Origin of the sequence: Fodinicurvata sp. EGI_FJ10296, assembly GCF_040712075.1 — a bacterium.
Lineage (GTDB): Bacteria > Pseudomonadota > Alphaproteobacteria > DSM-16000 > Inquilinaceae > JBFCVL01.
This window is the reverse complement of sequence record NZ_JBFCVL010000003.1, coordinates 75,149-88,666: the sequence shown is the minus strand read 5'-3', so window position 1 is coordinate 88,666 and position 13,518 is coordinate 75,149. Positions and strand designations below refer to the sequence as shown.

Annotated in this window: 11 protein-coding genes and 2 riboswitches; of the genes, 3 read left to right on the top strand and 8 right to left on the bottom strand. The window is 64.0% G+C overall.

Annotated features, from left to right (window positions below):
• Window positions 1–9 precede the first annotated feature (9 nt).
• From ABZ728_RS06555 to ispH, 6 genes are all read right to left on the bottom strand, one after another.
• Window positions 10–1,080: an alanine racemase gene (locus ABZ728_RS06555; RefSeq protein ID WP_366655231.1), complete on the bottom strand. Its 1,071-nt coding sequence runs from the start codon at window positions 1,078–1,080 to the stop codon at window positions 10–12.
• 131 nt (window positions 1,081–1,211) lie between these two features.
• Window positions 1,212–2,015, bottom strand: coding sequence for a DUF3891 family protein (locus ABZ728_RS06550; protein WP_366655229.1), 804 nt, complete (start codon window positions 2,013–2,015; stop codon window positions 1,212–1,214).
• 22 nt (window positions 2,016–2,037) lie between these two features.
• Window positions 2,038–2,490 carry a ribonuclease HI gene (gene rnhA, locus ABZ728_RS06545; protein ID WP_366655227.1) on the bottom strand — a complete coding sequence of 151 codons (453 nt, stop codon included), beginning with the start codon at window positions 2,488–2,490 and terminating at the stop codon, window positions 2,038–2,040.
• On the bottom strand, window positions 2,487–3,452 hold the full coding sequence (locus ABZ728_RS06540) for a homoserine kinase (RefSeq protein WP_366655225.1): 966 nt from the start codon (window positions 3,450–3,452) through the stop codon (window positions 2,487–2,489). The genes rnhA and ABZ728_RS06540 overlap by 4 nt, the downstream gene beginning before the upstream one ends.
• A 70-nt stretch (window positions 3,453–3,522) precedes the next feature.
• Window positions 3,523–4,614 carry a lysine-2,3-aminomutase-like protein gene (locus tag ABZ728_RS06535; RefSeq protein WP_366655223.1) on the bottom strand — a complete coding sequence of 364 codons (1,092 nt, stop codon included), beginning with the start codon at window positions 4,612–4,614 and terminating at the stop codon, window positions 3,523–3,525.
• Between the two features lie 11 nt (window positions 4,615–4,625).
• The gene (ispH, locus tag ABZ728_RS06530; protein ID WP_366655222.1) at window positions 4,626–5,684 is read right to left on the bottom strand and encodes a 4-hydroxy-3-methylbut-2-enyl diphosphate reductase; all 1,059 of its coding nucleotides are present in this window, start codon (window positions 5,682–5,684) and stop codon (window positions 4,626–4,628) included.
• Window positions 5,685–5,754: 70 nt separating this feature from the next.
• Here ispH and ABZ728_RS06525 point away from each other — a divergent pair, with 70 nt between their 5' ends.
• Complete coding sequence (locus ABZ728_RS06525; RefSeq protein ID WP_366655220.1) at window positions 5,755–6,252, top strand: hypothetical protein; 498 nt, start codon at window positions 5,755–5,757, stop codon at window positions 6,250–6,252.
• A 193-nt stretch (window positions 6,253–6,445) separates the two neighbouring features.
• The gene (locus ABZ728_RS06520) at window positions 6,446–8,119 is read left to right on the top strand and encodes an FAD-dependent oxidoreductase (protein ID WP_366655218.1); all 1,674 of its coding nucleotides are present in this window, start codon (window positions 6,446–6,448) and stop codon (window positions 8,117–8,119) included.
• On the opposite strand, the gene ABZ728_RS06515 is transcribed toward ABZ728_RS06520, so the two are convergent.
• A complete protein-coding gene (locus ABZ728_RS06515; protein WP_366655216.1) occupies window positions 8,028–9,608 on the bottom strand; it encodes a hypothetical protein in 1,581 nt (526 codons plus the stop codon). The two genes, ABZ728_RS06520 and ABZ728_RS06515, sit on opposite strands and share 92 nt — an antisense overlap.
• Before the next feature lie 243 nt (window positions 9,609–9,851).
• Window positions 9,852–11,552, bottom strand: a complete 1,701-nt coding sequence (locus ABZ728_RS06510) for a methyl-accepting chemotaxis protein (RefSeq protein WP_366655214.1) — start codon at window positions 11,550–11,552, stop codon at window positions 9,852–9,854.
• Between the two features lie 509 nt (window positions 11,553–12,061).
• Window positions 12,062–12,159, top strand: a riboswitch (glycine riboswitch).
• Window positions 12,160–12,277, top strand: a riboswitch (glycine riboswitch).
• Window positions 12,278–12,335: 58 nt separating this feature from the next.
• Here ABZ728_RS06510 and gcvT point away from each other — a divergent pair.
• Window positions 12,336–13,493: a glycine cleavage system aminomethyltransferase GcvT gene (gene gcvT / locus ABZ728_RS06505; protein ID WP_366655213.1), complete on the top strand. Its 1,158-nt coding sequence runs from the start codon at window positions 12,336–12,338 to the stop codon at window positions 13,491–13,493.
• The last annotated feature ends 25 nt before the right edge of the window (window positions 13,494–13,518 follow it).

Sequence of the window (13,518 nt, the reverse complement as noted above, 5' to 3'; positions counted from 1 at the left end):
CGATAACCGCTAACGGCTTCGGCCGCGTGCCGCCACCGGCCAGACCCCGGTGCCGTCACCGTCGATTTCTCCACCTCGGGTACGGACGACGGTGTCGTGGAGATTGACGACGACGCAGACGTGATTGGGCAAGACGCGCACCCGCTCGCCGATTTCAGGCCGGGCGGCGCAGGCCGAAAGATCGACCATGCCGTGTTCCTCGTTCACCCGTTCGATGACGGCGTCCGGATATTCCCGGATCATGCCGAACCCCTTGCCCACGGATGGCGCAACCAGATCGCTGGACAGCGATTTGGATCCGGTGTCGATCACGGCCCGGTCGGGCGTCGGCCGGCTGACGACGGTCGCATGCACATGCAGGGCGCAATCGTCCAGCGTGGCGACGCCGTTGCCGACTGTGGCGCGGTCGTGGAATATATAGGTGCCGACCCGCAATTCGGTCAGGCCCACCGTTTCATGCTTCGACCAGACATCGGGGGTTCCGCCGCCTGAAACCATGCCGATCTCGATCCCGGCCGCAGCGAAGGCCTCCTTTGCCGCGGCGATGAACGGCGCCGTTGCGGCCGAACTCGGATAAGTCATCAACCCGTCGAATCGCACGCCATCGGTCGCCACGACCGCGCGGGCAAGCGCCAGTGCTTCGTCCACTGTCGTTACGCCGGTGCGGAGTCGGCCGGAATCGAATTCGACCAGAATGCCGATCTCGCGGCCCGCCTGAGAGGCGGCGTCGGCAACCGTCCGCAGGGCGACCGGATTGTCCACCGCCACGCGCATCGTGGCCCGCCTGGCCAGCGCGCCCAGCCTGGCAGCCTTGGCCGCCCCGATCACCGGATAGGACATCAGAATGTCGGTGAGCCCGGCATCGACCATGACCTCGGCCTCGCCCAGCTTCTGGCAGGTAATCCCGACCGCGCCGAGGCGGACCTGCTCCAGTGCCAGATCGGGCATCTTGTGCGTCTTGATATGCGGGCGCAGCTTCAATCCGTGCAGGTCGCAGTAGTCCTGCATGCGGCGCAGATTGGCCATGACGATATCCAGGTCGATGACCGGAACGGGGGTATCCATTTCAGCGTCGTTCATCGTGTCTTCCAGGCTGTTGGCCGGTCGCGATCAAGGCGGAAGCCGCGCTTTCCATGCCACCGGCGGGGAGCGTTACGGGAGTGCTGGGACCGACAATGGACCGCATGACGCCGGTATGTCCATGCGCGTCGTCAAGCCCGTTCGCGAGCTTGGGGCCGAAGGTGGATGGGCAGAGACTGGCGCGGCGCGTTCGCCAGCCCCTGCCTCAGGGACGTGTCGTCTTTGTAGCGGCCGGTCAGGATGCGGCATTCGATGGTCGTTTCCAGCCGATCCCGGGTGAATGGCCAGGGGTCGACTGCGATCGTACCATCCTTTGATGGCGTCAGCGTCAGAGACGTCCGGTCGCCGTCGGCGGTCGGCACATTTTCCACCGAAGCCGGCCGGTCGGGACTCTGGCACATGGCCAGCGACATCCAGTCGACGGCGGCAATCAGCAGACGGTTGACCTCGATCTGCGGCGCCGAGGCTGTCGCGGCGCAGTACGGGTCGTTTTGAAGCGATGCGGAGAGGCGATCCTGAACCTGTTGTTGTTCATCAAGAAATGACCGCACCCGCCCGGCGTCCTCGGGCCTGGCCGCGTCCAGATCGAAGTAGCGGCGGTATATCGTCGTGGCGTGCAGGGAAACCAGCAGGGCCGGATAGCGGCCATAGTGGCCGGCGTGGTCGATGCCCTCGCGCCAGATCGCCAGATGGGTCGGCAATGGCATCCGGGTGAAGTTTCGCGGCAAGCCGGTTTCGGGGTCGGGCGTCGGCGCGCTCTCCCACCGCAGCCAGCCGATGTCGTGATTCTCGGCCGCGAAACAGACCTGATCGAAGGGTGCCGGTGCGGCAAAAGGCGGACATCCCCAGGCCCGGATCAACCGGCCGGAGAGCCAGGCATGGGCAGGCTGGGTGATGACGGCCGTGCGGCCGTCTCCAAGCGGGCGGAGCAGCATCGGCGTGTACTTTCCCCGTTTCTCAGACCCCCTCGCGCAGGGCTTTGAGAGCCTGGCGGGCGAGGGCATCGGCGCGCTCGTTTTCGGCGTGGCCGGCATGGCCCTTGATCCACTGCCAGTTCACGGTGTGGCGCTGCCGGGCCTCGTCCAGCCGGACCCATAGATCGACGTTGCGCACCGGGCTTTTCGACGCGGTTTTCCAGCCGCGTGCTTTCCACCCGGCCAGCCATTGCGTGATGCCGTTGCGCAGGTATTGGCTGTCGGTCCATACCGTCACCGTCACCGGGCGTTTCATGGCCTCCAAAGCGGCGATGGCCGCCATCAGTTCCATACGGTTGTTGGTGGTATGCGCTTCGGCGCCCGACAATTCCTTTTCCTGGTCGCCATAGCGCAGGATCGCCCCCCAGCCCCCGGGGCCGGGGTTACCGCTGCAGGCGCCGTCGGTAAAGGCTTCGACGATCACGGGCGCGGTCATGCCGGCAGGCCATAGGCGGCGGGATCGGCGGCCTTGCTGTGAAACCGCAGCTTGCGCAGATACTCCACCGGATCCTTGGGTTTGACGAACGCGCCGTCGGGGTGGTTCAGCCAATCATAAAGGCGCGTCAGCAGAAACCGGGCCGCCGCACCGGCGGCGAGAACCGGCAGCGCCGCCATTTCTTCCGGCGCCAGGGGGCGCAACCGCTGGTACCCGGTCAGCAGCGCGCGGGCCTTGGTCGTGTTGAACGCGCCGTCGGGTTCGAAGCACCACGCATTCAGCGCCACCGCGATGTCATAGGCCAGAAAATCCGTGCAGGCGAAATAGAAGTCGATCAGCCCGGTCAGTTCCTCGTCGCGGAAAAAGACGTTGTCGGGGAACAGATCGGCATGAATCAGGCCGGACGGCAGCCCCGTTGGCCATTGGGCATCAAAGCGATCGAGGGCGGTTGAAACCAGTTCCGGCAGCGCCGGATCGACCAGATGGGCGCGATCCGCCGACAGATTATAAAGGGGGCGCCAGGCTGACGGTCCCAGTGCGTTCGCACGCGTCATGGCGAAATCCGAGCCGGCCAGATGCATACGGGCCATTGCCGGCCCCAGTTCCGCGCAATGCCGAACCGTGATCCGGCGCGGCCACATGCCTTCCAGAAAGGTGAACACGGCGGCCGGGCGGCCGGCGAGTTCGTGCAGCGCCTCGCCATCCGATGCCGCGACCGGCAGCGGGCAATTCACCCCGCGGTCTGCCAGATGGCGCATCAGCCCGATGAAAAAGGGCAGGTCCGTCCGATGAACGCGCTTTTCGTAGAGCGTCAGTATGAACTGATCCCGGTCGGTGACCATCAGGTAGTTCGAGTTCTCGACCCCTTCGGCGATCCCTTTCAGCGAGATGACCGTGCCGATATCAAACCGTGACGCGAAGGCCTGAACGTCTTCGTCGGTAACTTCTGTGTAGACTGCCATGGGATCGGAAACTGATGACTTTTTGCCGCGGCGTCAACGGCGTTGGCGGGGCGAGGCGCCGCCAATTTCGTCAGGGCACAGGCGGCCAGGAATGTGTCTTGCCGTGAAAGTCGCGAACCTGCCAGCCCTTCTCGTCACTGCCTTCGGCGGCGGCGGGCGTGATCGGCGCCTTGCCATGGCCGCCCGGGATGTCGAGGACATAACGCGGCTGGCACAGCCCGGAAATCCGGCCGGCCAGATCATCGACGATGGCCTGACCCTGTTCGATGCCGGTGCGGAAGTGACCGGTGCCCGGGGCGAAGTCGCCGTGATGCAGGTAATAGGGCTTCACGCGGTTGGCGACGAGCCTGCGGAACAGGGCTTCCAGCACGGCAGGGTCGTCGTTGACCCCGCGCAGCAGGACCGTCTGGCTCACCAGCGGAATTCCGCGGTCTGCAAGCCGCGCGATGGCCGAGCGCGCATCGGGCGTCAACTCGCGCGCATGATTGGTGTGGATGGCGACCCACACGGCCGCGCCCGTGCTGTCGTCCCCCGCGCGATCCCCGGTGCCAGCGGTGTGTCGGTGGCCGGCGGTCAGCGCGTTCGTCATCGCCGCGTCGATGCGTTCCGGACTGACGATCGGCACACGGCTGTGCAAGCGGATAACGGCCACATGATCGATGGCCGCCAGCGCAGTGATAATGGCGTCCAGCCGCCGGGGCGCCAGCATCAGCGGGTCGCCCCCGGTCAGGATGACCTCCCAGATCGCCGGCGTCGCACGGATATAGGCGAGCGCGGCGTCGAGTGACGGTCCGGTCAGGTGATCGCCGCCCGGCCCGACGCTTTCGCGGCGAAAACAGAAACGGCAGTAGACGGGGCAGGCGTGGACGACCTTGAGCAGGGCGCGGTCTGGATAGCGGTGGACGACGCCAGGCACCGGGCTATGGGCGTCGTCGCCGATCGGATCGGCCCGTTCCGCCGGCGTGGTCCGGGTTTCGCCGCCGGTGGGGATGAATTGCCGGGCGATCGGGTCATCGGGATCGTCAGGGTCGATCAAGGCTGCCATTTCCGGCGTGATCGCCGTGGCATAGCGCTCGGCCACCCGGCGCAGTTCCGGCAGCGCGCCGGCATCGACCAGCCCGGCCGAATGCAGATCGTCGACCGTCGTAAGGCGCCGGGACATCCGGTCTCCGTTCATCGGTTTTCGGCGGTGCCCGTGGTGGCATTACGCACCGGTGTTTCGGCGAGGATCGGCGGGACTCTGAAGATCACGTCTTCGACGGCTGTCGTTACCGACTCTGTCGTGGTCGTGAAACGACTGCGGCAGGCGGCGATCACCTCTTCTACCAGAGCTTCCGGCGCCGAGGCACCAGCAGTGATGCCCACGGTTTCGACCCCCTCGAACCAGTCCCAGTCGATATCCGCCGCCCTTTGGACCAGATAGGACCGAGGGCAGCCGGCGCGTTCGGCCACCTCGACAAGGCGGCGTGAATTGGACGAGTTTGGTGCGCCGACGACAAGGGTCAGGCCGCAACGGTCGGCCATCGCCTTGACGGCCTCCTGACGGTTGGTCGTCGCGTAGCAGATATCTTCGCGTTTTGGCGCGGCGATGTCCGGGAAACGACGGGTGAGGGTCGCGACGATGTCGGCGGTGTCATCGACAGACAGTGTCGTCTGGGTGCAGAAAGCCAGCGGTCTATCGTCGGGCAGGTCGACGGTTGCAGCCTGTGCCGTCGTTTCGACCAGCACGACGGCGCCGGGCGGGAGTTGCCCCATCGTGCCGATCACTTCGGGATGACCAGCGTGGCCGATCAGTACCACGAGGCGGCCCGCTGCATGATGGCGTTCGGCTTCGCGGTGGACCTTGCTGACCAGGGGGCACGTAGCATCGATATGGAGCATGTTCCGCGCCCTGGCATCTTCCGGAACGGATTTCGGGACGCCATGGGCGGAGAAAATCACCGGCCGGTCGGCGCGATCCGCCGGAATCTCGTCCAGTTCGTCGACGAATACCGCGCCCTTTGCTTCAAGCCCTTCGACGACATAGCGATTATGAACGATCTCATGCCGGACATAGACAGGGCTGCCGAACCGCTCCAGCGCCCGTTCCACGATATGGATTGCGCGATCGACACCGGCGCAGAATCCCCGGGGCGCGGCCAGAAGGATCTTCAATTGTCGGTTCGGGGCCCGGTCCGGGGCCGCATTGCCGCCGGAATCGGCGGCGGGAACGCTTGTGTCGACCGTATCCATTGCCTAAAGTCCCATTGATGATATCGGTTCAATCGCAACCGGTGACCCGGAACTTAGTACACGGTCCGCCATGAAGAAACCCCACGATCGGCCGTGCGGCAATGCCGCGCTGCGCATGCTCTCCCTTGCCGCTCCGGCTGCACTGTTGCTGACCGGGTGCGCAGGGACCGATACGGCCGAGACCCAGGCCGCGCGGGGCTGTCCGGATGTATCCGTACTGCGCCAGATGGAGCGCACGGACGCAACCACGGCAGATGGCGCCTCGGCAACTCTGGCCATTCAATCGCTGTCCGGCGAATGTGCCTATACGGCGAACGCGGTGACGGTCGATGTCGACGCGGTTCTGGCGGGAGAGCGGAGTTCCGGCACCGACGGGGCGGCGCGCGTATCCTATTTCGTGGCCGTGGTCGATCCGCAGCAGACCATTCTGAACAAGGAAGTCTTCCAGACCGATGTGCCCTTTGACGGGACAACCGGCATCAGGCGCGAACAGCTGCGGCAGGTCATCCCGCTGCCGAATCCTGCGGCCGGCATGTCCTATCAGGTGATATTCGGCTTCCAGCCCTGATCGCTGGCGGCGAGCGGAGAATACCGATCGGCGATAATTCGGCTGGCAGTGGGCCTTAACCGCTGTAGCTTTATTCCTGCGTTACCCGTTCTGCGCGAAGTATACAACTTGCGAGATTATATTTATTTGGCCATGCTCCCAATGGCGTGCGGCAATCGGGTTGCGCCCATCGACGCGGCGGGCAGGGAAGCCAATGATCGAGCGGGACGGACGGGATCTCGACACCGGCGGCATGTCGGATCTGGAGGGACTTCAGATCGACACGCTGTACGACTACGCCGGATTTCTCCGCCAGGGTCCGATCGCTGAAACCGGAACCGTGGCCGGCGGCGATGTTGCCGTCGTCGGCGCCGGAATTGGCGGCCTGTGCGCCGGATTCGAGCTGCTGAAAGCTGGCGCCAATCCCGTCATCTTCGAGGCGCAAGACAGGATCGGCGGCCGGAATCGGACCGATCGTTTCCACGATCGGGACGGCGCTCCGGCGTCGGCTTTTGCTGATATGGGCGCGATGCGGTTTCCAGCATCGGCGTCCGCATTCCGGCACTATGCCAATGATTTGTTCGCTCTGGATATGGCCAATGTCTTTCCCGATCCGGGGCTCGTTCCGACCTTGCTGTCGTATCGCGGCAATGCGTATTCATGGACAAATCGCGATCCCGCCAATCCGCCGGGTCCGTTCGGCCGGATTGCGCGCGACTGGGAGGCATTCATCAGCCCCATCGTCGCCGACGCGGTTGCCTGCCGCAGACGTGGTGATGCCGAAGGCTTGATCAGGGCGTGGCAGCATTGCCTGGAATGCTATGCCCACGACAGCCTGTATTCCGCGATAGCACGCGGCATGCCCCACTGGACCAGTGAAGATCTCGGAATCTTCGGCTCGTTGGGCATCGGCGCGGGTGGGTACGGTGCATTATATCATATCGGTTTCGTGGAATTCCTGCGGATTATTGTCAACGACTACCATCGCAACCAGGCTTCTCTGCTGGGCGGCGCGGATGCGCTGAACCGGGCGTTTGCCGATACGCTCGTCGATACGCCGTTGGGCCGCCGATCGTTATCCGGTTCGGGCGCAATCAACAGGCGTCACCGGGTGATCGGCATCGGACCTGACAACGCTGACCGGCTCGTTCTCGCCATCGAGCCGCCGGATGGCAATGTCATATACAGGTCCTTCAAGGCGGTGATCATCGCCACGACCACGCGGGCCATGCAGTTGCTGCTGATGACCGGCGGTGTTGGTGGATATGATACCTATTTCAATGGTTCAAAATATTTTGCTCTGCAAAATCTGAATATGATCGAAAGCTCGAAGATGTTCATCCGCACCGAGCAGAAATTCTGGAAAATCCATCACAATATACCTCACAATATTCAGTCCGACGCCATGTCGCGGGGCGTCTATTGCATCGACAACCCGGGAACCGAGAATGGTGTCGTACTGCTGAGCTATGCCTGGGGCGCGGATTCGGTGAAAATGCAGTCTTTCGATCCGATGCGCCGATTCGAAATGGTCCGGGGATATATCGACCGGATAAGTCCGCAATTCGCCGAACATCTGGTGCCCGTCAATGGCGAGATCAAGGCGGTGGATTGGCAATCGGAATCCGACCATATGGGCGCCTTCAAGCTGATGCTGCCCGGTCAGGATGTCGACAATGCCGGGCTTTATTTTCAGTTCCAGAAAGCCGGAACGGCGCACGACGACGGCATCTACCTGGCGGGGGACGGCATTTCGTGGTCGGGAGGATGGGCCGAAGGCGCTCTGCACACGGGAATCAATGCCGCCTGTGCTGTAATTCGCCGCTTGGGCGGGCGTTTGCGGCCGGGGTCGCCGATGGAGCAATGCCGTATCTTCGACTATCGCTGACTCGGGCGCTGATCTGGGTCAAACGACGGCCTATGGCCAGAGTCGGTTGATTTGCGACTGATTGGCCGGGAGCTATGCCGGAGCCGATCCCGGCCTGCTGCACTTCCGTCCAATCGGGCGTTGTGCGTGTGACACCGACCGTGGCTTCGGCGCCAAAGCCGTCATAGGTGCCGACCCAGATCATGTAGTCGCCCGGACCGACATCCCGCATGACGATTGCCGGGTTCAAGCCATCGAAATCGTCATTGCACAGGATCCTGCCGCCCGGCGTTCGGACCAGCATGGCGGTGTCGGCCTGCGAGGCGGCATAGATGGTCACGTGCCGTTCCCGGCGTGCGACTGTCAGGATGGCGTCCGGGCGGCTGAAATCCATGTAGCCCCGGCAGTCCGCTCGAAAATCTTCTGCGGGTGTGCCGCGAGCGGTCAATCGGAGAGGCAGGCGATCGGCGTCTGTGTGACCGCTGTCAGGACCATTGAGACTCAGCCGTCCGCCCGCTGGCAATGTTTGGGAACCAAGTTCCCCATCCAGCCATCCGCCGGGGTCGGCAAAGGCTGACGAGTATGTCCATTGCGGGTCGCCGCGGCTTGCGAAGAGCTCGTAGGAACCAGTGCGGTCGCGCTCATAGGCGCCGACCTGAATTCGATAGGTTCCCGCAGGGGCGGGCGAAAGAGTCACCGCCGGGTTGAAGCCATGGATGTCGTCATTGCAGTGCCAATCACCGGACGGATCCTGAATCATGAGAACCAGATCGACGACGCTTTCCGCAAAGACACTGAGTGTGTGTTCCTGGTCGGTGACGTTCAACAGGGCATCCGGTGCATCGAAGTTCACGTGACCAGCGCAGTCGGCGGCGACGGCGAATGCGGGTTCCGTTGCCTGTATGGGGCCGGTTGCAAGGTGCTGTCGCACGCCGTGACGCCCGGCATCCAGGGACAACGCGCCCTGTCGCGGCGGGGCGGTATCGTCCATCGAAACCGGATGCAGATCGCGGTCGCGCAGATGGCGGCTGGAGAGAATGACGCGGGTGCTGATCGTTTCACCCCGCTCGACGCCCGCCGGCCAGACACGCAGCCGGCCGATGCCCGCATCGGGGAAATGGTGGGTCAGAAGTCCGTCATCGTCGGGGGTCACGCAGTGATGGACACCGTCCGGTCCCTCGACGATGGCGGCGACAGTGTTCTCGCCCTCGAACTGGATGAAGAGATCGCCGATGACGCTTCCCAGTTCCACACCGAGACCGGCGCCGGCGGTGTTCCCGGGCTCCGTTCCCCAGCCGGGGCACCCCCGGACGACGGAATCGAACGCCGTGGCGCCGGTCGTGGTGACGGCGACCGTCACGGGTTCGCCTGACCACTGCCCGGCAAGGCTGCCAATTTCGATCGATACGGCGGGAGCCGGTATATCCCCGATCTCCCGATCGGCTTTTACCGGACCGCTAATGGAGGCAAGCACTGCCACCGGCATCGCAATGGCCGCGGATCGGGCCATACATTTGCGGGTGCCGGGTAAAGGTTTCATCGTGATGGCGCCCCGACAGATGATTCGACAGGTGAGAGGTGCGGCGGTCGGCTCGAAGCGCAGGTGTATAACCTGCATCGATCCTTTGCCAGCACGACTTCTCTTTCAGACATCGAGTCCCATTCCAACGAAAGTGGAGCCCTGCCGAAAGGGTGCCTGTGCGGACAGTGGCCGGAAACCTCCAGGCCGTTGAAATCGTAGTCTGGCAGCGGGCTAGGACGTTGTGCCGGATTTCTGCTGGCGTATTCCGTCGATGAACTGGCGCGATTCGGCGGAAAGGGTTTCCGTTTCCTGGCTGAGATGGCGAGACGCCTGCTGCACATGGCCCGCAATCTCGCTCGTCTCCTCCACAGCCGACATGACCGCGCGCATTTCTTCCACGGCGCGGGCCGTGGAATCCGCAACGCGTCCCACCGCGTCCGTCATGCGGTCGGTCGTGTCGTTCTGCTGCTCAGCGGATGTCCTGATCGCATCGGTCCCGGCGCTGATTTCTCCGATGACGGCGGTCACACCCTTGATGGCCGCGACGGAGTCGGCGGTCGCGGACTGGATGCCCTGGATCTGGCGGCGGATATCGTCGGTCGCCTCGGCCGTCTGGCTGGCGAGCGATTTGACTTCCTGGGCGACGACCGCGAACCCGCGCCCCGCTTCACCGGCGCGCGCGGCTTCGATCGTGGCGTTCAGCGCAAGCAGGTTGGTCTGTTCCGCAATCTCGGTGATCAGCTTGATGACGTCGCCGATTCGTTGCGCTGCTTCGGACAGGTCTGCAAGCGTCGCATTCGTGTCCTCGGCGCGGTTGACGGCGCGAGAGACCACGGTCGTCGATTCGGTGGCCCGGTCCAGAATGGCCCGCGTGGCGTCGTTCAGGTCGGAAACGCCGCCACGGATGTGATCGGCTTCTTCCGCGGCGGATTCGGTTGCCGACATCACATCTCGCGCGCCCGTCGATGACCGCCCGGCCATGGCGGACATGTTGTCCGCTGCCTGTCCGAGTTCGGTCGCACTGGAAGCCAGGGTTTCGGTCACATGGGTGACGCTCGATTCGAACGTGTCCGCAAGATCGCCAAGGAGCACCGATTGGGCGTCTGCCTCCTGTCGGCGTCGGTCGTTGGCCTCCCGCTCGGTTCGCTCGCGCAGTTTTCGGCGGAAGATGACGAGCCCGCGGCTGATGTCGCCCAATTCATCCGGACGATCGGCGTTGGGGATGGGAGCGTCGAGGTCGCCGTCGGCCAGCGCATCGATGGCCGCCACCGCGGACCTCAGGCCGTTGGTGATATGGCGGCCGATGGTGATCGTCACGATCGCCGAACCGAACACCGCGATGACGATACAGGCGGCCAGAAGCAGCTGCATCTGTGTTGCGCGCTGCTCGGCCATGGCGGTCGTCGCTTCGGATTCGACGGCGAGTTCGGCCAGCAACGCATCGATCTCGCCACGCAGCTCGGTATAGCGTTCGGTGGCACCCGTCACCACGGCCGCTGCAAGCGCCGGGTTGACCAGGGCCATAGTGGCCGCATTCCCGCCAACGGAACGGAAATCGGCAATGAGGGGTTCCATATCGGCCAGCGCCGTCCGGTGCGCCGAACCCGCCACGTCGTTCACCGCGACATGGGCGGCAGGAAGGTCTTCCATCGCCGTCGTGATGGACGCCATCAGGCCATCCAGATCCTCCTGCGGCCTGTCCATACGGTTCCAGACCATGAGCCGCATGATGTCGGCGTGAGCGTCGGAGACGATGGTGACCAGATTCTCCGCGGCCAGGCTGGCGGCATGGGTTTCGTCGACGAGGCGGTTGGTCGTCGCCAGTTGCCCGCGCACGGTGATAAAGGCCAGAGTCGCGAAAGCAAGGAGAACGATCAGAACCGCCAACGGCGCAATCAGTACCTTCTGTGAGACCTTGAGCCTGTTCAGCATCTTGCTTGTCTCGTGTCCGTGGCGGGTTTGACGGTGATGAACAAGGGTGGCGGCTGGTTCAACGGCCACGCTGCTCGTCAATCACCGGCTGCGGCAGACCGTGGTATATCACTACTATAAATAGAAATTTGCTCCAAGATATATTTTTTCCTGGATTACTTACACTCCGAACTAATGCCTCTCGGCCAGGGCGCTATGGCCGCCCAAGGCAGGAACCCCGAGTTCGTTGTCGACCGCCATGGCAGCACGAATGGTGTAGTGAGCCTGATAACCCATCAATCAACAATACAAGTTATGAATGATTTTTCCGTACACCGGAGTTCTTATGTTCACCGCGTCGCACCCAGCTACTGTATCCATCGAAAGGACCTTCAATTCAGCCGACCTGAGGCCGCTCCGCAAACCGGAGACATTGAGGCTGCGAAAGCCGGTCATACACCGTGCTGCGGACCGTGCGCCCGCATTCGGTTGACATCGACGCTGCCACCCTTATGCTATGGCCCATAGCCAAGGCCCTGGCGGGAGAGTTCGACCTGCCCGATTGCCGGTCGACGCCGAAGGAGCAACCGCCCCGGAAACTCTCAGGCCAACGGACCGCCAGGGACATGTATGGCACTCTGGAAAGCGGATGCGCCGGGAAGTCGGTTCATCCCACCGAAGGAGTAAGCGGCGGACGCTTTTTGCGGCTCGCGTGAATCTCTCAGGTCTCGGACAGAGTGGGGCGTTAGGATGGAACCGCAGTGGCGGCACCGTCGATAACTGGCCCTGTCCGAGGACGAGACGATGACCGACCCGACCACCACCGACAATACCGACGCCCTTAAAGCGACCCCGCTGAATGCCTTGCACCGTGCGCACGGCGCCCGGATGGTTCCCTTCGCCGGCTATGAGATGCCGGTGCAGTTCCCCGCCGGCATCATGAAGGAGCACGCCCAGACCCGCAACGCGGCCGGGCTGTTCGATGTGTCGCATATGGGTCAGGCGATCCTGCGCGGCCCGGATCCGGAGGCGGCGATCGAGACGCTGGTGCCCGGGAACATCGCCGGGCTGAAGACCGATCGAATGCGCTATACCCAGCTGACCAACGTCAAGGGCGGCATTCTGGACGATCTGATGGTGACCCGCCGGGCCGACCATCTGTTCCTGGTCGTCAATGCCGCGTGCAAGGACGACGACATCGCGCATATCCGCAGCGGGTTGCCGGCGGGGCACGAGGTCGAGGTGCTCGACCGCGGCCTGCTGGCGCTGCAGGGGCCGCAGGCGGCGGCGGTGCTGTCGCGCCTGATCGGCAGCGCCGAGGGTGACGCCGTGGCGCAAATGCCGTTCATGTCGTGCCGGGATTCGGCCTTTGACGGTGTCGAGGTGCTGATCAGCCGGTGTGGCTATACCGGCGAGGACGGGTACGAGCTGTCGGTGCCGTCGGACAAGGCAGCCGGCATTGCCGAACGCCTGCTCGACCAGCCGGAAGTCGAGCCGATCGGCCTCGGCGCCCGCGACAGCCTTCGGCTCGAGGCCGGGCTGTGCCTGTACGGTCACGACATCGATACCACGACGACACCGATCGAAGCCGATCTCGCGTGGTCGATCGGCAAGCGGCGGCGCGAAGAGGGGGGATTCCCTGGCGCGAGTGTCATTCAGCAGCAATTGCGCGACGGCGCCCCCCGGCGGCGCGTCGGCATCAGGCCCGAAGGTCGCGCCCCGGCCCGGGAAGGCGCTGTCATCGTCGACGAGAACGGAGCGGAGATCGGCCGCGTGACCTCTGGCGGATTCGGGCCGACGGTTCAGGCGCCGGTGGCGATGGGCTATGTCGCGGCCGGCCATGACGCCCCCGGCACCAGGATCGGGCTGGTCGTGCGCGGCAAGACCGTGCCAGCGACCATCGCGGCGCTGCCCTTCGTACCCCAGAATTACTTCCGCAGTGCTGCGGGATCCAAAACATGAAAACTCTCTCCAGCCAAATGGAGAG